At 38.3% G+C, this 23,444-nt stretch carries 26 protein-coding genes; 17 read left to right on the top strand and 9 right to left on the bottom strand.

Annotation, left to right across the window (positions count from 1 at the left end; genetic code table 11):
• Positions 1-66 precede the first annotated feature (66 nt).
• Positions 67-1,407, bottom strand: coding sequence for a Gfo/Idh/MocA family protein (locus KK060_RS03000; RefSeq protein ID WP_254152020.1), 1,341 nt, complete (start codon positions 1,405-1,407; stop codon positions 67-69).
• 134 nt (positions 1,408-1,541) lie between these two features.
• Here KK060_RS03000 and KK060_RS02995 point away from each other — a divergent pair, with 134 nt between their 5' ends.
• Together KK060_RS02995 and KK060_RS02990 are read left to right on the top strand one after the other, a co-directional pair.
• Complete coding sequence (locus tag KK060_RS02995) at positions 1,542-2,048, top strand: DUF1905 domain-containing protein (protein WP_254152018.1); 507 nt, start codon at positions 1,542-1,544, stop codon at positions 2,046-2,048.
• Positions 2,049-2,224: 176 nt separating this feature from the next.
• Positions 2,225-2,491 carry a hypothetical protein gene (locus KK060_RS02990; protein WP_254152017.1) on the top strand — a complete coding sequence of 89 codons (267 nt, stop codon included), beginning with the start codon at positions 2,225-2,227 and terminating at the stop codon, positions 2,489-2,491.
• 56 nt (positions 2,492-2,547) lie between these two features.
• Here KK060_RS02990 and KK060_RS02985 read toward each other — a convergent pair whose 3' ends face one another.
• The 3 genes from KK060_RS02985 to KK060_RS02975 form a co-directional block, all read right to left on the bottom strand.
• The gene (locus tag KK060_RS02985) at positions 2,548-3,321 is read right to left on the bottom strand and encodes an SDR family oxidoreductase (RefSeq protein WP_254152015.1); all 774 of its coding nucleotides are present in this window, start codon (positions 3,319-3,321) and stop codon (positions 2,548-2,550) included.
• Positions 3,322-3,451: 130 nt separating this feature from the next.
• A complete protein-coding gene (locus KK060_RS02980) occupies positions 3,452-4,150 on the bottom strand; it encodes a YceI family protein (protein ID WP_254152013.1) in 699 nt (232 codons plus the stop codon).
• 103 nt (positions 4,151-4,253) lie between these two features.
• The gene (locus tag KK060_RS02975) at positions 4,254-4,646 is read right to left on the bottom strand and encodes a VanZ family protein (RefSeq protein ID WP_254152011.1); all 393 of its coding nucleotides are present in this window, start codon (positions 4,644-4,646) and stop codon (positions 4,254-4,256) included.
• 100 nt (positions 4,647-4,746) lie between these two features.
• Here KK060_RS02975 and KK060_RS02970 point away from each other — a divergent pair, with 100 nt between their 5' ends.
• Positions 4,747-5,562, top strand: a complete 816-nt coding sequence (locus KK060_RS02970) for an FkbM family methyltransferase (RefSeq protein WP_254152009.1) — start codon at positions 4,747-4,749, stop codon at positions 5,560-5,562.
• Positions 5,563-5,570: 8 nt separating this feature from the next.
• Here KK060_RS02970 and KK060_RS02965 read toward each other — a convergent pair whose 3' ends face one another.
• A complete protein-coding gene (locus KK060_RS02965; protein WP_254152007.1) occupies positions 5,571-6,389 on the bottom strand; it encodes a glucosaminidase domain-containing protein in 819 nt (272 codons plus the stop codon).
• Between the two features lie 124 nt (positions 6,390-6,513).
• Here KK060_RS02965 and KK060_RS02960 point away from each other — a divergent pair, with 124 nt between their 5' ends.
• Both KK060_RS02960 and KK060_RS02955 read left to right on the top strand, forming a co-directional pair.
• Positions 6,514-7,074, top strand: a complete 561-nt coding sequence (locus KK060_RS02960; RefSeq protein WP_254152005.1) for a thermonuclease family protein — start codon at positions 6,514-6,516, stop codon at positions 7,072-7,074.
• 131 nt (positions 7,075-7,205) lie between these two features.
• Positions 7,206-7,763: a DUF4142 domain-containing protein gene (locus KK060_RS02955; RefSeq protein ID WP_254152004.1), complete on the top strand. Its 558-nt coding sequence runs from the start codon at positions 7,206-7,208 to the stop codon at positions 7,761-7,763.
• Positions 7,764-7,775: 12 nt separating this feature from the next.
• Here KK060_RS02955 and KK060_RS02950 read toward each other — a convergent pair whose 3' ends face one another.
• Both KK060_RS02950 and KK060_RS02945 read right to left on the bottom strand, forming a co-directional pair.
• Positions 7,776-8,048 (bottom strand): hypothetical protein, encoded by a 273-nt coding sequence (locus tag KK060_RS02950; RefSeq protein ID WP_254152002.1) that lies wholly within the window; start codon positions 8,046-8,048, stop codon positions 7,776-7,778.
• A 60-nt stretch (positions 8,049-8,108) separates the two neighbouring features.
• Positions 8,109-8,564: a PRC-barrel domain-containing protein gene (locus tag KK060_RS02945; protein ID WP_254152001.1), complete on the bottom strand. Its 456-nt coding sequence runs from the start codon at positions 8,562-8,564 to the stop codon at positions 8,109-8,111.
• Between the two features lie 127 nt (positions 8,565-8,691).
• Between KK060_RS02945 and KK060_RS02940 the strand changes: the two genes are divergently transcribed.
• The 11 genes from KK060_RS02940 to KK060_RS02890 all read left to right on the top strand — a co-directional run bounded on the left by KK060_RS02940 (position 8,692) and on the right by KK060_RS02890 (position 20,232).
• On the top strand, positions 8,692-8,949 hold the full coding sequence (locus KK060_RS02940; RefSeq protein WP_254151999.1) for a hypothetical protein: 258 nt from the start codon (positions 8,692-8,694) through the stop codon (positions 8,947-8,949).
• A gap of 137 nt (positions 8,950-9,086) precedes the next feature.
• Positions 9,087-9,524, top strand: a complete 438-nt coding sequence (locus KK060_RS02935; RefSeq protein WP_254151998.1) for a hypothetical protein — start codon at positions 9,087-9,089, stop codon at positions 9,522-9,524.
• A 121-nt stretch (positions 9,525-9,645) separates the two neighbouring features.
• Complete coding sequence (locus KK060_RS02930; protein WP_254151996.1) at positions 9,646-10,455, top strand: phosphatase PAP2 family protein; 810 nt, start codon at positions 9,646-9,648, stop codon at positions 10,453-10,455.
• Between the two features lie 439 nt (positions 10,456-10,894).
• On the top strand, positions 10,895-11,827 hold the full coding sequence (locus KK060_RS02925) for a heme-dependent oxidative N-demethylase subunit alpha family protein (protein ID WP_254151994.1): 933 nt from the start codon (positions 10,895-10,897) through the stop codon (positions 11,825-11,827).
• An 83-nt stretch (positions 11,828-11,910) separates the two neighbouring features.
• Positions 11,911-12,366, top strand: coding sequence for a hypothetical protein (locus KK060_RS02920; RefSeq protein ID WP_254151993.1), 456 nt, complete (start codon positions 11,911-11,913; stop codon positions 12,364-12,366).
• Between the two features lie 344 nt (positions 12,367-12,710).
• A complete protein-coding gene (locus KK060_RS02915) occupies positions 12,711-13,022 on the top strand; it encodes a hypothetical protein (RefSeq protein WP_254151992.1) in 312 nt (103 codons plus the stop codon).
• 160 nt (positions 13,023-13,182) lie between these two features.
• Positions 13,183-13,542 carry a nuclear transport factor 2 family protein gene (locus KK060_RS02910; protein WP_254151990.1) on the top strand — a complete coding sequence of 120 codons (360 nt, stop codon included), beginning with the start codon at positions 13,183-13,185 and terminating at the stop codon, positions 13,540-13,542.
• A gap of 150 nt (positions 13,543-13,692) precedes the next feature.
• Positions 13,693-15,477, top strand: coding sequence for a M14 family metallopeptidase (locus tag KK060_RS02905; RefSeq protein ID WP_254151989.1), 1,785 nt, complete (start codon positions 13,693-13,695; stop codon positions 15,475-15,477).
• Positions 15,478-15,699: 222 nt separating this feature from the next.
• Positions 15,700-17,967: a GAF domain-containing protein gene (locus KK060_RS02900; protein ID WP_254151987.1), complete on the top strand. Its 2,268-nt coding sequence runs from the start codon at positions 15,700-15,702 to the stop codon at positions 17,965-17,967.
• Between the two features lie 163 nt (positions 17,968-18,130).
• Positions 18,131-18,610 (top strand): hypothetical protein, encoded by a 480-nt coding sequence (locus KK060_RS02895; RefSeq protein ID WP_254151985.1) that lies wholly within the window; start codon positions 18,131-18,133, stop codon positions 18,608-18,610.
• A 608-nt stretch (positions 18,611-19,218) separates the two neighbouring features.
• On the top strand, positions 19,219-20,232 hold the full coding sequence (locus KK060_RS02890; RefSeq protein WP_254151983.1) for a M57 family metalloprotease: 1,014 nt from the start codon (positions 19,219-19,221) through the stop codon (positions 20,230-20,232).
• 76 nt (positions 20,233-20,308) lie between these two features.
• Here the strand turns inward: KK060_RS02890 and KK060_RS02885 are convergent, their stop codons facing one another.
• Positions 20,309-20,587 (bottom strand): (2Fe-2S) ferredoxin domain-containing protein, encoded by a 279-nt coding sequence (locus KK060_RS02885; RefSeq protein ID WP_254151981.1) that lies wholly within the window; start codon positions 20,585-20,587, stop codon positions 20,309-20,311.
• Positions 20,588-20,704: 117 nt separating this feature from the next.
• On the bottom strand, positions 20,705-21,400 hold the full coding sequence (locus tag KK060_RS02880; RefSeq protein WP_254151980.1) for a DUF4136 domain-containing protein: 696 nt from the start codon (positions 21,398-21,400) through the stop codon (positions 20,705-20,707).
• 223 nt (positions 21,401-21,623) lie between these two features.
• Here KK060_RS02880 and KK060_RS02875 point away from each other — a divergent pair, with 223 nt between their 5' ends.
• Entirely contained in the window at positions 21,624-23,342 is a 1,719-nt protein-coding gene (locus KK060_RS02875; RefSeq protein ID WP_254151978.1) for an amidohydrolase family protein, read from the top strand.
• Positions 23,343-23,444 lie beyond the last annotated feature (102 nt).

The following is a 23,444-nucleotide window of genomic DNA, read 5'->3' as shown; positions in this document are numbered from 1 at the left end:
CGTAAAATGTTAGCTGATGCTTAAACTACAATCAGCGGTTTAAGCATCAGTTAAGTTAATCAGAAATTATACTTTAGGTAATTCCCAGCCATTGTGATACTGAGGTGTAATGTATTTATTCGCTTCAGCGTTGTTAATAAAACTTCCCGCCTTTGAATCCCAGAACACTTTACTGCCAGTACGATAAGCTATATTACCCATCTGCGCGTTGATTGCTGCAATACTTCCTGATTCAATAGGTGTATTTAAAAACGACTGATCATTTTTCTTTATGGCCTCAACAAAATTCTGTGTATGAAGGTCAAGGTAATTTAGTTCTGCTGGCTTTTTATAACCTTCTATAGGTTGCATTTTAGGCTCCCCAGTTGATGAATAACCTTGTGCCTGGCGTTCGATCAGCACCTCGTAACCTCCGCGGTCTACCACTACGGTTCCGTTATTTCCGATAAACGCAATACCTTCCCTTCTGTTGTAAGGCCCGTTATCAATACCGGTGGCATGTTCCCAAAGCATGCTAAAATTCTCGTATTGAAATATAGCCTGTAATGTGTCAGGCGTCTCAGAAGCATCATCAGGGTATGCCAGTTTTCCTCCCGATGCCATTACAGAAACTGGTGCGTTAACCTGCATGGCGTACAGGGCAATATCAATTTCATGTACACCCCAATCGGTCATCAATCCACCTGCATAATCCCAGAACCAGCGGAAGTTAAAATGAAACCTATTGGGATTGAAAGGTCTCTTGTTTGCGGGACCCAGCCACATGTTATAATCTACACCTTCAGGGGGATTGGAATCAGGGGCGACAGGTACCGGTTTCATCCAGCCCTGGTAAGCCCATACTTTAACAAGGCGTATTTTTCCTAACACGCCAGACCGTACAATCTCTATCGCCTTACGGTAATGCGGCCCGCTTCTCTGCCACTGGCCCGCCTGAACTATCTTTCCGGTCTTTTCCTGTGCATTTACCATCAAATTACATTCTGCAATGCTGTTGGCGACTGGTTTTTCAACGTACACGTGCTTACCAGCGTTCACAGCGTCTACCATCATTCGGCAATGCCAATGATCAGGCGTTCCTATGATAACTGCATCTATAGATTTATCATTAAGTAGCTCGCGGTAGTCTCCATAAACCTTTGGCTTATTTTTACGAAGCTGAGCATACTCTGTAAGGCGTTTCTGAATTACGTTTTTGTCAACATCACAAATTGCAACCAGGTCAACGTCCTGCTGTTTTAATATTGAAGTTGTGTTAGACCAACCCATACCATTGCAACCAATAACAGCTACATTGATTTTATTGTTAGCGGAGAAAATTCTTCCGGCGCTGACAATTTCCGGGGCAAGCAAAAGGCCTCCTGCCAAAGCAGAGCCTGTTCCTTTTATAAAATTACGGCGATTCATATATTTTGGGAGTAGTTTAAAGCAATGTTTGAAGAAAGGTAAAAGACTACACACATGCAACTTCTATTGTGTATATGGTACAAAGAGCGGTACAGCACACTTATAAATTCGTATTTTAACCCGGGTCAATAATTATGGTAATCTTTTCTACAAAAATTAATCAATTTGATAAGCAGGGAGAGAAATCGGGGTGGATGTATATCAAGATAACCAAACAACAAGCAGAGAAACTTAAGCCCGGAAACCGCATTGGCTTTCGTGTTAAAGGCAGGCTCGATGAGTATCCGATCAAACAAACAGCACTTCTCCCTATGGGAGATGGATCATTCATTATCCCATTTAACGCTAGTATGCGTAAAAGCACTTCAAAAAAAGCAGGAGATATCATAAAGGTACAAATAGAAGCAGATGAGCGTCCGCTGAAGATTTCAAAAGACCTTTTGGATTGCCTTAAAGATGATCCGCTTGCAGCGCAATATTTTAAAACGCTCACGAAATCTCATCAGCAATACATTAGCAAATGGATAGAAAGTGCCAAGACATCGAATACCAAAACAAAACGATTGACAGTAGCACTCATGGTGCTATCAAAACAACAGGGTTATACCGATATGATGAAAATGAACAGGGAAATTGATTAACTATGATTTAAAACCTTATAATAACTCTGCTTTTAATACAAAATTAATTCACCAACAATCGATTTAAATTAATTTTATTCGTAAAATTGAAGAAAGCCCCTCCCCTGGCACACGTTTTTAAATTCTGAACAAATTGATCTATTGGCTTTATACAGCTAGTAGAGACTTTTAGTATTATGACAACAATATCATCTTCTTCATTCTCTATGAACATGGACCAATTTAATGGCCTATCGCTTAACGAAAAGGAGCTTTATATAAAGAATAAAGGTCACCTAATTGAAGCGGAGGATGATTATAGCTACAGGTTGTTGTTCTATAGTTTAGAAGACAATGTTGTTGAGTTGATGTATGACAACGAAACAGACACGCTGCTCAGCGTCACCTTTTTGGAAGAGCATGATGTTGGCGACATAGATGACATTAATGAAGATGGCATTTAATACCTAGCTGCATACAAGCGAAAGTAAACTGACTCCTAACAACGTATTCTTTAAATTCAGTAGATAAACCGGTATCCTGTACGCGCTTTAATTTTCGCATTGCTCACAATCTTATACGGTATATTTTCTTCTTCAGAAAAATGAGGAGGTTCTGAATCTAACTCAGCACTTGCCGCGGTGTAGAATTCTTTTTTAGCAGGATGTTTATCTGAACAAGCATTAAAGATTTCTCCCCATATATCTTGCTTCAACAAAGTTTTAATTACACCAACGCAGTCATCTAAATGAATAATGTTAACGGGAGTGTTAGCACCCTTAATATCTTTCTTCCCGCTTAGAAATTTACCTGGATGTCTGCCAGGCCCTATAAGCCCTCCAAATCGTAATATAGTTGTACGGGTAGGCGAAAGCTTTTTTACGATATCTTCTGCCTGCACAAGGTAATGTAGCGGGTCAGCATCTTCTTCATTTACAACCCTGTTTACATCAGGGTAAACGGATGTACTGCTGATAAATAGTAACTTCTTAACCTGATACCCGACTACGGCTTCTGCTATTGATTTAATCTGCTGAAGATAGATATCTGTCTGTCCTGATTTTCTTTTGGGTGGAATTGTTACAATTAAGACCTCCGATTTAAAAAAGTCACCAAGTTCGCCTTCAACGCTGGATGTAAATTTAAGGTGGTACGGCTCTATACCACCTCTTTCCAGCAATGATAGTTTTTCCTGCTGCGTAGTTGACCCTTTTACCTGGTAGCCTGAGGCTATTAATTCTATTGCCAGCGGGTGCCCAAGCCATCCGCATCCAAGAATACTAATTGAAGTCATTAATTATCTGTAGTACTCAACAAAAATAAAGAAAACTGTTAGATGAACATTGACGGAAGAATGGTCAATATTTTACAAAAGAAAAGAGCAGGTCTCCCTGCTCCTACTTTATTTCAGTTAACATGATCTTTTAAAAGGATGACACTGAATCTGGCTGAGTAGCTTCTAAATAGAATTCTATATTTACTACTTCGGATATGAACTTATCTCCTAAGGTCTTATCATTTCCATAGTTCATATTCCATTGCCTTCTGTCGATATCAAAATTAGCTTTTGCTTTAAGTTTATTTCCGTCGAGGTCAACCCTTGCAGGGAACGTGATATTTTTAGTCACATCCTTTATCTTAAGGTTACCGCTTATATTAAAATTAGCTCCTTCGACTAAAGACTTGGTACCATCCTGCTCCAGTTTGTAAGGAACAACATTCGTAATTTCAAATGTTGCGGTTCCGAACTTATCGGCCTCAAAAAAATCACCACTCATTAAGTGAGGCTTTAGCTTCCCTTCTATATGTTCACCCTTTTCCTCCATGCGCATGGATTTAACATTGATTACAAAACTGCCGCCTGAAATTGAATCTTTGTTAATTGCCGTAGCGCCATAGTTCAACTTAAAATATCCAGGATGGTTTTTACCTACACCATGACCTGTAAACTTCACCCACGAAGTAGCTGTATCCACTACATACGTAACTCCTGTAGGCTGAACAGCCTGTTCAGCATCTGCAATTTTAGCATCATCGCCCTTAGGAGCCTTGTCACAGCTAAGTATTGCAATAGCTGCTACACATGATAATCCAACTAGCTTTAGTTTTCTATTCCAATTCATTGTCATTATAGTTTGTACTTTTTCTAATTGATTGAAAAATAACATACCATCTGTATCTTTTAAGATAACAACGAGGACTGAAACTAAAGATTGAATTCATTAACTACGCATGAAACTTTTCCATCAGTTTATGGATGCTATTCTTAAATCTGACAAAAATAAGATACCCTAAAGCAACACCTATCGAGTTCGCGACAACATCTAAAAACGAAAAGTTACGACCAGGTACAAACAATTGCAGTACTTCAATAAGGATGCCCAGAACAAAGGAATAAACAACTGCCACTAACAAAGGTTTTGGAATTTTGTTTTTGATCAGGTTGCTTTTCGTAAGTCCGTGTGCTGACAAGATTACCAGTAAGCCGAAAATAAAAAAATGGACATACTTATCAGCATTCCATACCCCTACATCAGGAATTGCTTTACCGGGAAGAAGCGTAATAATCAGGATAAACAACGACCAGGCAATGCCTGGCCAACAGTGCTTTAATAACATTTTACAAAGGAATAAAAAGAGATGCAAAGCAGAAAGCATATAATTGCACCACTCTCGTTATTTTTACACTTATGTGTTTTAATGACAGTGGTACAAGACTATGACTTATATTAAACATTATGCGAAAGTCATATCGCATTTATTTTCCAGCACGTATTCCTATAAGAAGTTCTCCCTCTTCCTTGACTATGTTGTATTAGTAATAAATTCATTTATACATCACAAGATTTCAAAACGAATCAATAATAATGCATGTTGTAAATTTTTAGGTTTCAATATTACTTTCGATGACTATGGTCAGCTTATTGATATGATTGAAGAAATCTTTATTTACCAGGTATACAAATTTGAAAGCGTACGGAATACTCCCACTATTATAGATTGCGGAAGCAACATAGGCATATCTGTATTATTCTTCAAAAGGCTTTATCCTTCAGCAATAATATATGCGTTTGAACCTGACAAAAAAGCCTTTGACTTGCTTGAGAGAAATATCCATGAGAATAATTTAACAGAAGTGTTCGCATTTAATATAGCCCTCACAAAACATGATGGCGAAGTGATGTTATATCGTTCACATCATGAAGGTCTTCTTAATACAAGGCTATTTTATACAGCAGGAAGTACAGCTCAAGGTGCAGTGCAATCGGCAAGATTAACAAATTATATTTCAGAGCCAGTTGATCTTTTAAAGATAGATGTAGAAGGCTCTGAGCTGGCAATTATTGAAGATTTAATGGAAAACCAGAAGATACGATTCGCAGAACAGATGATTATTGAATACCACCTTATGATAACCCTACAACCTGTCGAAAACTTCATTAAGCAACTAAAACCATTTTATCGGGCATGTACAGTTTCTAATGACATTTTACATACTCATGCGTCGGAATTATTAATACGATGTACTAATTAATAAAGAACCTATTCAGCAATAAGAAACTGAGGGTCTATTCTATACTTGTCATACATGGTGAGATTGTTCTGCTCAATTATCTTCTTCAGATCTCTGGTATATTTATTTTTTCGTTCTGAATAATTACTTAAATGTTTAACAAGCAGAAAGGGATCGGATGTCTCTGAACATGACTTGCGAAGTGACTTATAAGCATTGGAGCGTGATAACACAGAAAAATAATCACGAATAGATTGAAGGAGGTTAGGATAAGATCTTACATAGATCGTCTTGTTGTTTCGTGTTTTCCGGGCTGCAATTCTTTCTTCATTTTCTTTTACTGACCAGATTCCGAAGATATTGTTTGCTTCCTCAAAAAAACGCGATTGTCCCCAACCTGTTTCTGTTGCAGCCTGTGCTAAAACTATGCTGTTGGGCAACACGATCATTCGGTTAATAACATCATCAATATTCTTCCCGTTGTAGCGTCTTTTGGCTTGCTGATACATCATACTGTCTTCTTTCTGCCATACTCTTTTTTCCTTCAGCTTAATTAATTTACTTCTTAAAGTTTCTACTTCATGTTTTGCAATGAGAACAGCAGGAAGAATGGTAGCAATAAATTTCTGCTTGGCCTTGGTTACAGGAAGTTCACCGAGGCCAGTTACTTTATTGTAGATAACAGGCTTAACCAAAGTATCCTTAAGGGAGATAATGTCGTGAAGGGATTTTACTTCAACAGTATCAGCAACAACAACGTAATGCTCTGCACGATTACACGACAGCAATAATACCGTGAGCAGGGTGAAGCTCAGGAACATTATTACAGCAGTCCTTCTGAAACGCATTCCACAAGATACGCACAGCCGCTTAAATATTAAAGCCGATTGGTAAAAGCGTTGTTAGGCACACTATTTCAAGCACTTACTTTGGAGAATCTGTTGGTTGCATTAGCTTCGCAAGCAAAAAAAATTGATTACAATTTTTAAAAATAAACTTCATCGCGCTGCACAACTCATTCTGTTATTTTTCCTTCTTGTTCAATTCGCTGAACCAGAAATAACGGGAAGTGTTACAGCAATTGCTGATGGTGATACATTTACCCTGCTTACACCTGCCAACAAACAAATTCGCGTTAGATTATATGGCGTTGATGCCCCTGAGAAGGGACAGGACTTTCATAACGTATCAAAACAATACTTATCTGACCTAATCTTTAAAAAAAAAGTTGTAGTAAAACAGATTAACAAGGACCGTTACAAAAGAGTAGTAGGAATTGTTACTGTAGAAGGTATTAATGTAAATGAAGCGTTGCTCAAAAAAGGATTGGTTTGGCACTATACGCAATACGACAACAACAAGGAATGGGCAAAGCTGGAGCTAAAGGCCAGGAAGGAAAAGAAAGCAATATGGTCTATGCCTAATCCTACACCTCCGTGGAATTACCGAAAGAAGAAACGTACAACTCGTAGTACTTCCTATATAAATTCGCCCCTTTTTCTTTGCACGCCTGAAGCTGTTCTAACCTTATAGAAACACCATCGCAATGTGTAACTTAAAAAGCAGCAAAGAACTAACAGCGCTGTTTTGGCAGGCTAACCATATAACACAACATTAGGTGGCTACGGCATAAATTTTTGAATAGCAAGAATAAAAGATAAGCTATGAAAACAATTTACCAGGTATTTGTTATTGCCGTCATATCTATGATTCTCTCTTGTAATTCATCCAATAAGGATAGTGTTAAGCAGGCACAGGAGCAGAACTTAAACTCTGCTATTGATGAAGAAATTTCAAGGTTTATGACCGAAGCTGCCGATGCTAGAATGATGGATATTGAAGAAGGTAAACTTGCTGCTACAAAAGCTACTACTCCTGAGTTAAAACAATATGGCGAGTGGATGGTAGCCGACCACACTAAAATGCTTCGCGAACTGAGAATGCTGGCTGCTTCAAAGAACATTATTCTGCCAAATACATTGAGCAATAAAAAAGCGGATGGCCTTGAAGATTTAAAAGGACAACAAGGACAGGATTTTGATGAAAAATTTATTGAAATGATGAAAATCGATCACAAAAGAGATGTGAATGATTTTGAAGATGCTACGGATTTTAAGGATAAGGACATTCAGAAATTTGCAGAGACCTACTTGCCGATAGTAGAATCGCACCTGGAGAAAATAAAACAGCTGGAAGAAAATAAAAGGGTGTCATCAAATTAAGTACTAACGACTTTACGACAGACAATTAAAGCCCAAGTCAGTAATACAAATATTTCTGATAAACTTCAGCAAGTCCTTCTCAGAAGCCAATGAAATCCGTGTTACCTTCTGCGCTGACGTTTCGAAATATTCTTCTATGAAATATTTATCCCATGAATACAGTCTTACTTCATAATTGAAGTAATCCAATTTTAAAACAAGGGTTGCGTGTCTTTTTATGATGTCACGCTTTATTCCAAAATCTAAATTATCAAACACATTCATATGACCTCCTTTCGATGGCACATCTTGCCTTTCAGTCCAATTAAAGGCAAAATAGTTGTGCCATCAAAAAGAGGTATAAAATCATCCGCCATACCCTTTACCTTCACTTACTTCTGCATTTGAAGGATAAGTCTGCTCGCTTCTTTCCCGCTGTTCTGTTTGACCTGCAGAGGGGCTACGTTCACCTTGCTGCCCGGACGTTTGCTCCCCACTCACGTTATAGCTCGTAAGCATCCGGTCAAGAAAATCTTTGTCATTTACTAGGTTGTTAATTGCTGTCCTGTCAATACTAACGTTTGACGTTTCAACCGTTTTACGATCTACAATGTATCCTCCATTTTGAAGGTCGGCCTTCATCAATGCCCAAGGAATAGCGTAATAGTTATCCGCCTCTTTTAAATCGGCGACAACGTATACAACTTTTCCCTGTACAACATCCATTATCCATTCTACAACTTTACCAATTTCATTTCCTGCAGTATCTTTAAGTTTTACTGCTGTTAACCTCGCTCCTTGTGACAATGTTGGGTAGCTCATAAGATGTTTTTTTATTTGAGCCACGATAGCAAAAAAAAGCACGCCAGAATATGCCGGCAATTCAGTTGGCAAATACCGGTTGTAAGGTTTACCTTGTCAAGGGATTAATATTAAACCTAATTAAATCATGTTACCTTATAAGATTAAGTTCATTATTGAAGATAAGAAGTCAAGTGAAATTTCTTTTGAAAGCAATGAAAAACCCGTTAAAGGCGAAATATATACGATACAAAATGTAAATGGTAAAATCGAGGAAGTGAGGCTAACGGAGGTAAATAAGGTAATTGTAAGAACGGATACTTCAGAAGCAATTTTAGAATACAGATGCAAAACAGAGAAGCATGAGGCTACCGCAACTACAATTGGTTTTGGAAAAAGAGACTGATAATAGCATTGAGGTTTTGAGCGTTGCATAGCGTAACCAGGATTTTGTTTAAAACGGATAGCATGTAGGAATTTGCTGCCGATTAAAAGTTTTCTTTGATTCTGCTGTTTTTACTTTGTAGGAGAATTCCTTCTGCAATGAAAAGGATAAACACAAAAAAGATCTTCTCATACCTATACGAACAGCTTACTGGCAACTTTACAGGCTTTTTGATTGGAGCCTCTGCAACAGGACTGGTATCACAGTTTTTCGAAACACGGAGCATTAGAAACCTCTGGGGGCTAACTGCTAAAAAGACTGTCGTCAATAAAGAAACGTTTCAGGATCTGGAATGGATCGTTTCAATCATTATTGGATTTATCGTTTTTGAAATCATTACAAAAGTTGTAAAAGAAAGGATTGATAAGAACTTTCCTAAGTATAAGATGATCACATACAGGTGGGTTATCAGAAAAGACATTAGAAACAGATTTAGATCTTTCAGTGCATTTGCCACTGATCGCGGAATTGCATTCTTTGCCGCAGTTCACCAGGGGGTAAAACAAGGTATTAACCAGTATTCCCGACGCAATTAACCAAGCCTTAACAGTTTCTTTATCTTTCTTTCAACGGCAAGAACTACTTTCAACTTAATTTACAGACTTCGTTATTTAGGAATACAACAGGCTTTGATTAGTTTAGGATTGTCATTTTCTCATGCGCCTGATTACTTATTTTTTGATTCTGGTTCTACTAATAGCAGGTAAAACTGCTAAAGCTCAGGATTCACTTATCATTTCCAATGACATATATCGGTTTGCTGATGGCGTAGCCTATACTTATACACAACCCCTGCGGTGGAAGCAAAAGAACTGGATAACTCTAGCAGGGCTTCTGGCAGGCACTGCCCTTGTAACCCTGGCCGATAAACCTGTTCAGGACTTTTTTGATGGTGCTGAAGGAAAGTTCTACGAGCGTATAGAGAGGATCGGATTTCACTATGGTAAACCCTACAGCGCATTTACATTTACGGGAACATTTTACATTGGCGGGCTCATTCTTAACAACCGGTGGGCTAAGGATACGGGAATTGGATTAGGCGCAACATTGCTTACAAGTGGACTGCTTCAAACCTTTTTGAAAGATGCTGTTGGCAGGGCACGACCCGGCACTGATGTCGGTGCTTATCGTTTTAAGCCTTTTAGCCAGGACGTTGGTTATCACTCTTTTCCCTCAGGTCACATGTCTGTAGCATTCGGCATAAGCCTTGTAATGGCAAAACGCATCACCTATATACCAGTAAAAATATTTTTCTATAGCCTTGCAGCAAGTACTGCTATTTCACGCCTTTATTCAGATGCCCATTGGATCTCTGATATCGCCTTTGGTGGTGCCATTGCCTGGTTTTGCGGAGAGACAGCGTTAAGGCGACTCAGTGTAAACACAAGCAGACCCCGGAGAAACAATTCTGTATCGTGGCATGTCACTCCCTACCCCGGAGGATTATCACTTACCTGTAAGCTTTAAAGGCAGTGCGAAGCAATTACGCGGCTTACGCCTGTTGCCCAATACCTACCAGCTATGCAACGTAAACAAATAACCAGTGCTAACCATGTAGCATCCGAGTAGGTTCAGTGTAGCTAGCGATATTGTCTAAATGGGTTATAGACGTTGTATAGATGGCTCCCATTGTTCTATAGATGGGCTCTCAATTTCTCCCATTGTTACCAGTAGATCACTAGTCAAGCACCTTTCTTTTCTCCGATTGTTCTCCCATTAGTCATCAGATAAGGAAAGGGTAGCATGAGAGATCGTTCCATAAAATGCAGAATCTATGAAACGATCTCCATAACTACTCCCCGGCTACACTGCGTCATCACTACGTATGTTATACAATTAAAGAATTTGATTCGGAATCAGGGAATGCGGAAATTATGTTATTTTAACCCTGCCCTAATCACATGATATGAAATACCTGCCCTTTATACTAGGAACATATTCGACTGCACCAGGTTTAACATTAATGAACAAGGCAACTCCGGGAAAAGATCAACTTGTTTTTCACATTGATGAAACCTATAAAGAGTACCTGAACAACAAAGTTATGTGTCGAAAAGAAGATATCAGAAAATACTACCTGGAACATGCGCTTGCGACCTCAACAACCGCACTTATTAACCGATATATTCTGCATCAGTTAGTAAAAGAATACCCGGAGCAATTCATTTTTGAGAACGATGACAACAACTATTCACTTGTCAATAGAACAACAGAAGAAAAGATTCAATGGAGCGATGATTGGACATCGGTTGAAGGAAATTTGTATCTCTCCTTGTTTGATGCGTTGTGCTGCCAGCTGCAGGAAGATGTAGCTGTCTTTCAAATAGACGACAATGAAAAAGATTATCTCACAGCAATACATCTTTGTGCACCTAATCACTGGTCCCCCGCAGCTAAAATCGGTAAACCCTTTGATCAGATACATGAGCCGGTTCCAAATATGGAGCGCGTGACATCCCATTATTTTAAAATGCTTTCTTCCATCATTAATTCCCGAGGTCCGTTTACGCGATTTGCATGGGGCATAGCAACAGATACCAGATTAAATCATCATCCGGAGCCTCCACCGCATACAGATGCTGCAATATGGAACGGAAGACAAACCAATAATACCAACCAGTTATTTTTTATACGCACTGAACGCCAAAACCTGATTGGATTCCCCGAAGTGAACACTTTTCTGTTTACCATCAGGACTTACTTTTACGAAGTAGATATATTAACCGATAAAGAAAAAAGCGCGCTTCTTACTGCAGTAAACAGTATGTCGGCAGAAACCCTTCGCTATAAGGGATTGGATAAAACATTCCATAGTCTCAAAAGCAAGCTATTGTCTTAAATGGTTTCCTGAATTTATGAACTAAGAAATCCTGATTCCAACGGTATGAGATTTATGCGTGTCTATAAAGAAAAGAAATTAATATGAGAAAGATCCCTTCTATTATAGCAGTTGTGCTTTCTATCATTTCCCTTGCATCCACTTGTGACGATAATGAATCACACGTTTCGCAAGTAGAACCTAAAAACGTTGCAGGTCGCTGGGTGCTTTACGAAAGAGGTTATTCACCAGGTAGCGGATACATCACTGAGCAAATACCTGCAAATCCTGCGCAAGAGATTACTTTGGAACAAACAAAAAGGTTTACTTCAAACATACAGGGCCTCTCAGACTACAAATTTTATGAGATCCTTGATGATACTAATCTACAAGTAAAAGTATTAGCATTGTTTAAAGCAAAACCAGAAGGTTTTGTTGAAATAAATAACCTTGAGCACAGCTATAACCTTGAAGTTAAAGATGGCAATCTACGCCTCGCCTACCGTTTCTGTATTGAAGGTTGTCATATGGCATTCAAGCCAGCCAAATCAACAAATTGATCTATGACTCAAAAAAAGTAATCTTTTATACCACACATATACTGTTATTATCCGTTCATATCACCTAATATCCAAAGCGATAATGTAAGATTTATCTAAAAAAGAAATGATCTTATGCCCCTTTAAATAGCAGATACTAACAATCTAAGTAATACTACGGACTCCATTAAAGTACTTTTACTCCATCGCAGTAGTAGCTTTTAAAGACTAATGGCAGATTTTAACCATGAATTTCATTGCCATAAAAAAATCAGGACGGTATCATGAAAATAAGGTAAAGCAGCTGTTTAAATAAATTTTGAATATCGAACGATGTAAATTGCTGCTACTAATTTCAAAACCTCATGAAACTAACCAACATTGCAACACTATTATTCATGCTGTGTGTTATAGTAGCGTGTAACACAACTTCAAAAACAGAAGCCGAAAAGCCAACAGAAGGTAAGAAGGCATCCATGGAAGGCATTCTGAAAGATGGAAGTTGTTTCGAGCAAAGAATGGAGAAATGGTTTATCACATTCAACCAATTCCAGAACGAAGGCTTCGACATGATTGCTGCTAACGAAAAAGCGATTGGAGCAGTTGAGTCAGAATTCAAGATCTGTATGGCAAAAGATTCAGGCCTTGCTAACGACGAAACATCTGCTGACCAATAGCATTGAAAACATTGCTAAAGTTATGTAAGGGTCGTGCTTTAGCTATCAAACCTTGGAACACAGTTCCAAGGTTTTTTTATGCAGTTAACAATGTAGGAGACAACAGTGGTTATTGAACGTATAAGAATAAAATTATATCTTTTACCTAAAACCAATTGTTATGACTACTCAAGAAATTGCAGAACGGTTAGCGGCCTATTGCCGTAAAGGAGATTGGGATGGCGCCCAACAAGAATTATACGATGAATCCGCTGTTAGTATAGAGCCTTACGCTACGCCTGACTTTGAAAAAGAAACGATGGGCTTGAATGCCATACATGCTAAAGGTAAAAAGTTTGACGAGATGATAGAACAGATGCACAGCATTGAAGTGTCGCAACCATTAATTGCCGGCAATTCCATCGCCTTTACCCTACAGATGGATGTAACAATGAAAGGCAAAGGCCGAATGAAAGCACCAGAGCTGTGTGTGTATGTTGTAAGAGACGGAAAGATAATATCAGAACAATTCTTTGTTTAGCAACCAATAGTCTGATTACACTTTCAACAATCGTTGACCTACTTACCTTACCTTCTAAAACATCAATTGCGAGTAAAGCAATTCTATGCAAATAAACCCACTTGCACTTAACTTGTATTTAGCACATTTTAGTGCCTCAACTAACGAAGCATGAAGAAATTGATTAAACTTTACCTGGTGTTAACCCTGCTCCATACGGTTACTTATGCGCAACAACAAGACATCCTCCCTCCTGTTTTATCATGGAAAGGAAAAAGCCTGGAATTGATAGCAAAGAAGGATAATGTTTGGATTACACCCGCGGAAAAGAACGATTTTGTAAACACGCCCTCATATTCAGAAACCATAGCATGGCTTGATAACCTTTGTAAGCATTCAGATTTTATGGAAATGGTTTCCATTGGCAAAAGCGCCAATGGCCGAGACATATTTATTGTTATTGCAAGTCAGGATAGAATATTTGATAAAACAGCCTTGAGTAAATCAGCAAAACCGTTGTTGCTAGCACAGGCTGGTATTCACGCAGGTGAAATTGATGGAAAAGATGCAGGCATGATGCTGTTAAGAGATATTGCCTTTGGTAAGAAAAGAGATTTGCTTAAAAACGTCAACATTCTCTTTATACCTATACTCAATGTAGATGGACATGAACGTGCTTCGCAATACAACAGGGTAAACCAGCGTGGCCCGTCAAATATGGGATGGAGAACAAATGCGCGTAACCTTAATCTTAATCGTGACTATACAAAACTTGACAGTGAAGAGATAAGATGTGTAGTACAGGTAATGAATGAGTATAATCCAACGCTCTACCTGGACCTACACGTAACAGATGGCGCTGATTATCAATACGACATTACTTATGGTTACTCAGGCATTTCCCCTTCTATCGTCAAGTGGCTTGACAACACTTTTAAGCCTGCTACAGATCAGTACCTTAAGACCAATGGTCATATACCAGGTCCATTGATGTTTGCTGCCAATGATCGCGACTTTACAGAGGGTAATGTGGAGTTTGCATACTCTCCGCGTTTCTCAAACAACTATGGCGACTTAAGACGCATTCCATCAATTCTTGTTGAAAACCACTCTCTAAAACCTTTCAAACAGAGAGTTCTTGGTACGTATGTATTCATCGAAAGCGTACTGGCCTTACTGGCAAAAGAAGGAAGTGCACTAAAGAACGCAATAGAAGCGGATAAAGCTTTACGAAATGCTGAGAGTGTATTAACGTATAATCAATCTGAAAAGCCTGATACAATGACTCTTCTTGGAGTTGAATCAAAGCTTATGAAGTCAAGCCTAACAGGTAAAGATTACATTGTATGGACAGGAAAGCCTGTAACTCAAAAAATACCTTATATTAAAAATACCAAACCTGGTATTGTAGCTAAACGACCAAAAGCATATTGGATACCAGCAACACATAAAGATGTTATTTCAAGATTAAAACTTCATGGTATTAATGTACAAGAAATTAACGCGCCCCGTTCTATCGAAGTAAAGATGTACAGAATCAGAGATTATAAATTTTCCCTGCAACCCTTCGAAGGACACTTTACGGTATCTGGATCGGCAGTTCCGGAAACACGACAGGAAGTTTTTTATCCTGGCTCAGTAAGAATCGAGACCAATCAAACTCTGGGCGAACTTGCCATCTGCCTGCTTGAACCATCTTCACCGGACAGCTTTCTTCAGTGGGGATTCTTTCCTGAAATATTCACCAGAACAGAGTACATTGAAGAATATGCCATTGAGCCTCTCGCACGTAATATGCTTGCTAATGATCCTAAACTTAAAGCAGAATTCGAACTACAAAAACAGAAGGATCCTGCATTTATAAATAATACTCGTGCCGTATACGAATGGTTTTATACGCGATCACCTTATGTGGATAACAGGTATCTTCTTTATCCAGTAGGGATAGAAGAATAAATGTTATCCCTGATCATAAGTACCCACTATATTTTTAATCTACCTTTTATAGTCCGCTAATATTATTCCTATATAAACATCATTCGTTTGCTTGCCTGCGAATGATGTTTTTTTAACCCTAAAACTCCGCCACTTTTCTCTAAAACCTTACCCCGGCTTTGTTTCTTGCCAAACAAATTGTTTATTATTAAGTATTCTATCCATGTCCATCATTAAAGTATTATGTCACAGGCTTCCTTCTCAAAGAAACAGAGCATTTTTAATAGACTGCTATTCATAACTACCATCTTCCCTGTACTATGCCTTATAATATTGTTAATCTATATTTCAATAAGTCAGGAAGTGTCGGTGGCGAGACTGGTCTTATTATCCGGTTGCATTCTCGTATTAGTTGCGATAGTTGCTTTGGTATTTTCTAAAAAGCTATCATCACAAATAAAAACAGTTCGTGATGCGATCGTTGACCTTTCAAATGGAGACCTAGATCATACCCTAGAAGCCGAAGGAACGGATGAAATAGCTCAGATTACAGAAGCCATTAATAAAGTAGCACTAGGATTTAAACAGAAAACAGAATTTACCACACAAATTGAAAGCGGAAACCTGAACGCGGCTTACACACCTTTCAGCGAGGCAGATTTATTAGGGCACTCGCTGCTGCGAATGAAAGAAGCGTTAGTAAGAATTAAAGCAGAAGACATAAAAAGAAATTGGGCTGCAGAAGGCCTGGGAATGTTCGCAGGTATACTACAAACAGCTAGAGATTTAAAATCCTTAAGTGAAGATGTTATCAAAAACTTAGTAAAAATGTTGAATGCCACCCAGGGAACAGTTTTCATACTCCATGAAACGGAAACTCCTTTTCTGGAAATGACTGCCTGCTACGCCTATGACAGGCGTAAGTATATAAACAAGCACATTGCTATTGGAGAGGGATTGGTTGGACAATCATACTTAGAGAAGCGAACAATTTACCTTAAGAAGGTGCCGGATGATTATGTGAGAATAACATCAGGTCTGGGGCAGGCGAATCCAACTTGTGTTCTCATTGTTCCACTTATCGCAAATGAGGTAGTAGTAGGTGTGCTTGAACTAGCATCTTTTAATGAATTTGAAAAATACCGTATCGACTTTGTAGAGAAGCTGGCACAGAACATAGCGCATACTCTCACTAACTATAAAATTAATGAGAATACCCGAAACCTTCTTGACGAAAGCCAGAAGAAGACGGAGCAAATGCGTTTACAGGAAGAGAACCTTAAACAAAACCAGGAAGAGCTGCAGGCGACGCAGGAAGAAATAAGCAGAAAATACAACGCACTCTTTAGCGAACTTATAGATCTAAACTATCAATCTAAATTTGATCAATTAAAAGCTATAAACGCTACTAAAAAACGTAATGTCGAGTATTACTTCGACATAATCAGAAAACAAATTCTTACATACGCCAATAATACTACAATCATCGAAGCTGTTAAAAAATTTAAAGATGCTTTTAATAAACTACCTGACTTGCAAGTTGAGCAATTAAACGTTATTTCCGAGAACCTGATCCGTTATTATAAACAAGACTTCATTCCTAAATTAACTGAGAATGCAGGCGTTCCTGCGCAAATGGAAAAGTACGTTCCAAAAGCCAGTAAAACATTACTGCTTCAAGACCTTTATATTGCCTCCAATGAATTTCCTACAGGAAAAAAATATTTTTTGAACAGGGCTAAAAATAATTTTGAATACAATGAAGTACATGCCACATATCATCAGGAGTTTAAGAGATTTCAGGAGAGTTTTGGATACTATGACATCTTTCTGATAGACCATGAAACCGGCAACATGATCTATTCAGTATTTAAAGAAGTAGACTTTGCCACAAGTCTCTTTACAGGAATATATAGTAATACAAACTTTGGACAAGCCGTAAAATCCGCTGCATCTAGTAATGATAAAAACTTTGTTAAGCTTGTAGACTTCGAAGCGTACGATCCGTCTTATGGAGCCCCGGCTTCCTTTATTGCTTGTCCTGTTTATGATCAGGAAACAAAAGTAGGAATACTAGTATTTCAGATGCCTATCAACAAAATTAATCAACTTCTGACGGGCGATAATAAATGGGAAGACGATGGGTTAGGAGAAAGTGGTGAGACACTTCTTATAGGGGCTGATTTTAAATTGCGTTCTATATCAAGGAAACTAATTCAAGCCCCAGAAGAGTATCTACTGGAACTTAAAAAGAAGGGCTACACAGAAGTGTTGGCAGATAAAATCAAAAAGACTAACACCAGCATTTTATTAGAGGAAATAAAACTTGAATCGATCAAAGAGGCGCTGGCAAAGAAGACGGGTACAAAACTAGAAAAGAATGATCTACAGGAAGACATTCTTACTGCGTATGCTCCTTTAGACATAAGAGATGTTAATTGGATCATTATTTCATTAATGTCCGAACAGGAAGCCTCGCAGAAGATTAAAAGGCTTAGGGATAGAAATTGATTTAAATAAAAAGAATATTGGAATTAAATTAAGACAAGAGCAATTGCTTTTAGGTATGGCAAGTGTATTGAAACTACTTCTCTAACTAATGTAATGTTAAGTCACTATTAACTGATTACACATATAGTTTTCATTCTAACTTTATATAAATAACTACACTTCAATGAAATACAATTTTTTAACCCTAGCCCTATTTTTTTCCATTGTCATATTTATTTCTTGCAGCGATGACGACGAGAGTGCTACTTCTGCTTACAAATTTGATAACGTGGATGCAACGGGAAAAATCAATAATGTTCCATTTACTTATGCAGATGGATACGCAGACATAAGTAATAATGAAATAAGAATAACTTTATCACTTCCTCAAGACAACCCAGGCTGCGCGATGTTCATTCCGGAAGGGAACCAGGTATTCTTTACTATTGACAAAGCAATTAAAATTACAGCGTTGAAATTCACACAAACAGAATCTCATACTGTTACTTTATTCGAGGCAGATAAAACAATGAACTATATAGCATCAAAAGGTGCGGTTGAAATCACTGAAATAACAGACACAAAAGTGTCCGGCAGAATAGACGCGCGAATGGATAGTAAAACTTTTGTAAATGGCAATTTTACCGTCCCTGTTTGCCAATAGTTTCAATTATAATATAGTAAGAAAGCCGTGCAGGCTTTCTTACTATATTATATATTGTGCGATACTAAGTGGGCCAACAACTATTCGCCTCTTCTTACAAATTCCTCTGTTCATGGCTAAATAAACATAGTATAATTGACTATATCATTACATAGCCCTCCAGTTAAATTCATCCTTATACTTATCCGTTAAAAGTGTTTTACATCACACACGTGCTAATCGCATTCTAGCTTTTTTCATTTATTTTTTCGTGTTACGAAAAGCACACAAGAATCATCTCCATTGCCTTCATAAACAATCGATTATCTTCCTTACCAATCGATGAAGTAAAAATAAACAATAGCCAAAACGTTATTAAAAGCGCTACTTTAGTATTAATTCCCCCGCAGCAATTAAACATATACTTACACTGTGTGCTTTTAAAAACACATTGTGGCCTTCAAAATCTTTTCCTCTACTAAGGAGGCTAAAGATTGATCGTGTCCTTATACACATGTTACTGAGTTGGTTTTGCGCGCATTACTATAATATATTTTTAACAACCAAACTTTTAACTTATGAAACTACCAAGTAATTCATCAATTCTGTCATGCTCTAAAATAATGTGCATGCTCTTATTTGCAACAATCATTTCATGTGATAAGGAAGATAGTAATAGTATCACTCCAAAGACGCCAAGTAATCTCGAAGCGCACTACCAGTTCCTTACTGGAACAACGGGATATGGAAGAGATGAAATATCTTTCGATGACAAAAAACAAATCTTTACGATTCATGAGGATATGATCATATCCAAAGAGGAAGTTGAAAATTATATCACCAGGCAATCAACTTCGCCAAATGGTCGTACGGAACAGAGGCGCTATACATACATTGTAAGCGATGCCTACGTCACTAACATCAAGTACTACCTTGATAGTACTGTACCCGCAGAGTGGCGTACTGCCATAGCAGATGCTATAAGCCAATGGAATGCTGTTAATGGCACCAAGTTATTCTTGTCACAAGTATCATCGAGTGCCAGTGCTAATATTAATGTAAGGGCGCTTTATGAAGGTGGAGCTAACTGGGTAGCACGCGCCGCATTACCTTTTTCAAATGGAGCGCCGGGCAGCTTTATGGAAATTAATACATATCACAATTCGCTTAGTGCAGGGCAAAAGCTTTTTGCAATGGCACATGAAATGGGGCATAACTTCGGCTTGTTGCACACTAACCAAACTGATGGTACCATGATTCCTGGTACACCTGAAACAGACGCAAATTCTGTAATGAATTCTTTTGTTCTTCCATGGAATGGCTTTACCTATTATGATCAGGTAGCAGTACAAGTACTATATCCTGAGACATCATCTGGATCAATAACCTTGTATCAGCATTGTGATTATACAGGATGGGCTGCTTCCTTTGGTGTTGGTAATTACAACCTTGCTGCCATTAACGCAGCAGGTGGAATAAATGATGACGCTTCCTCTGTTCGTGTTCCTGCTGGGCTCAGGGTTACCTTCTATGAACATGACAATTTCGCTGGTGCAACACTCGTAAAAACCGGAGATGACAACTGTTTTGTTAACGAAGGGTGGAATGACAGAATTTCTTCTTTCCGTGTAGAGCCAAATTAATAGTTACTAAAAATAGAGGTGCTGAATTTCAGCACCTCCATTTATCGTTATAATTTATTTTGAAACGAATATCTGCCTACCTGATCTTATCAATCTTTGTCGCTAGTAATGCTACAGCCTCCTCTGAGGAGACTTCAAGATACCATTTATTGTCAGGCATAACGGCCACTACAGGCCCCCATTTACACCTATCTGTACAGCCTGTTTTAATGACCTGAATAGAACCTTTTAAATGAGCAGCTTTTAAACGCACTTTAAGTTCTTTAAAAATGTGTTTGCCTCCCCTCTTTTTGCATTTACTACCACAACATATATAAAGTACGCAGTCAGGATTCAAAAATTTCTTATTACTCATAATTAGCCGCTAAGATAGTCCTTTATAAGATAGGTCTTCTCAAACGCAGAACCTGTTTTCGTTTATCAGAAAAGTAAGGTCATAACTTTGATTTGAAACAACCTACTATTACAATTGTTATTGACTGCGTTCTTTACCGCGTTCTTTTGCTAATTCTTCACCAGATGCATCTTTTCGTAACAGCCCATCGTTCTCCATCTTTGCAACAACAACTTGAGCAAATTCGCGGGAGAAAGAATCAAGACTACTTGGGTTATATGTCTCTGATTGTCCTGACCATAATAATTCTTCTGTACGTGCATTATATAGGTTCGTTTCTATAAAGTATACTTTATCTTCCTCGTAGTATCCGGGTGAATATAAAGTAGGAAACCAGGTATTGTAATAGCCCCAAAACGAACCATAATAACCGAAACGTGGGACAGGGGCATATCCTGTGCTACCAGGTACATATCTGTTTTCAGTTTCCTTATCAATAAGCGCAACGGTCATAATAGCATTGGCACCCGTTTGATTTATTTTGGAAAACAATACCTCCTTATCCGGCGTTTTTCCTTCAGTAAATGGAGGCAGCACATCAAAACTTTTTACCGTCTTATAACCTCTCTTTTCGAGAGCAGCTGCTATATCACGCTCAACCTGCTGGCGCACATTTGTTCGTGCTGTTAAAGCAGTAACCAATATCGTATTGAATCTTTGATTGTTTGCCGTAGCATTCGTATTCTTCCAAGAACCTGTAATTTCAGTTGCTGGTTGGCACGCAGCAAAACAAAACACTAACACCGCATATAATACTATTCTCTTTCTTTGCATAAGCTTTTTTACTAATAAAAAAATATCGTGCCCCTGCATCAGCACAACGATAGCAGGAGTAAGTACAGTACGCAATATGTGGAATTACAAAAGATAACTGATACGCTGTTATGAAGAGATGTATTATTAATGCTGTTTTAACGATAAGGTGATGCTGTATGAATTGATTATTTTCTTTCTATTCCTATCTTACCCAAAAAATAACCCTTACACTTTTCTAAATATGAAATTTAGTATCACATTTTCTGTCACTCTTCTACTTTCAAACTTCCTCCAGGCTCAATCTCCTTCAGTAACAGTAATAAAAAACATCAACGTTATTGATGTTAAAAAGGGAAAAGTTCAAAACAACATGTCTGTTATTATTAAAGGAGAACTCATAACAGATATCGTTCCGACCCGAAGACTTGAAACTGATGGTACAACTGTAGTAATAGACGGGAGCGGGAAATACCTGATGCCAGGTATGACTGATGCTCACATACACTTTTTTCAGTCAGGAGGATTGTTTACAAGACCAGATGGGTTTGACTTTACTTCCGTTCGTCCCTATGACAAGGAAAGACAGGAAGGCTTTAATAACACGGAAGATTACCTAAGGAGATACCTCAGATGCGGTATTACAACGGTAGCGGATATGGGTGGCCCTCTGAGCAACTTCAAAATCAGAGATTCAATCGCCCGAACATTTAACGGCCCTGATGTTCTGGTTACTGGTTCTCTTTTTTCAAATGTTTCAAATCCTAAACTCGACCTTACCGATCCCATTGTTGTAAAAACAGTTACAAAAGAAGATGCGGATCTCCTTCTCGATAAACTTCTGGAGAAGAAGCCGGACTATATTAAAGTCTGGTACATTATAACTCCTGATTTTCCTGCAGAAAAAGGTTTTGAAGTAGTTAAACACATTGCAGAACGTACACACAAAGCAGGCCTTAAATTAGCTGTTCATGCTACAGAAGCAAAGACTGCGGAACTTGCAGTAGATGCAGGCGCTGATATTCTTGTACATAGTGTAGACGATCAGGTTTTTAGTGATCAATTTACAAAGAAGCTGGTTACTAAAAAGGTGTCCTATATCCCGACATTGATTGTGTCATCGAACTGGTATAAAAGCGGACTCGGTAAACTTGATAATCATCCTCACGAACTTCGCTGGAGCAATCCTTTTATCTACAGTTCCACTCTTGAACCCTTATGGATACCCGAAGATAAATGGCCTGCCAATTTTAAAGGCTTACGGAGCAGCGGCATGGTTCGCTCTTCTAAAACAACTGATTCCATAATGGCTGTCAACTTGAAAAAGGTATTCTCATCAGGTGTTAATGTAGTTACTGGTACAGATGCTGGCAATCCTGGAACAATGCATGCGTCTTCTTACTTTAAAGAACTTGAAGCGATGAAGAGAGCAGGCTTGTCTAATGCAGAAATTATTCGTGCTGCCACTCTCAATGCTTCAACATTATTCAACAACAATAAGGGATTGGTAGAGAAAGGAAAAACAGCGGATCTATTGCTGCTAACTAAGAATCCCCTTGAACAGCTCGACAACTTAAATACCATCGAAATAGTTGTCAAATCAGGCAGGACTATTCCAGCAGATTCAATCGTAAAAGAAACACCTGAAATGTTAGTGCAACGACAAGTTGTTGCGTACAACGCAGGAAATATTGATGCGTTTCTTGACACTTATAGTGATGAGATTGAATTATTCAATTTCCCTGATAGCTTGATGGCGAAGGGTAAAGATGCGATGCGTAAGATCTATGAACCCTTATTTAAAAACCCAGGGTTTAAGCCTGTTCAGATTGTAAACCGAATTACATTGGCGAATAAAATCATGGATCATGAAAGCTTGGTTTACAACGGCAAGAAGATAAATGCTATTGCCGTGTATGAAGTAAAAGACGGCAAAATAACGAGAGTAACCTTTATCCGATAGAAAGAAAGAAGGCTGTTTCCAAAATTAGAAGTAACGATGGAAACGTGGACCTGATTTTGAGACAGCTTTCTTTACCTTAGATATTTCGCTAAATATCCAATG

The organism is Chryseosolibacter indicum (genome assembly GCF_018598585.1).
In the GTDB taxonomy this organism is placed as follows: domain Bacteria; phylum Bacteroidota; class Bacteroidia; order Cytophagales; family Cyclobacteriaceae; genus Chryseosolibacter; species Chryseosolibacter indicus.
This window is presented reverse-complemented; position numbering and strand designations above follow the sequence as displayed.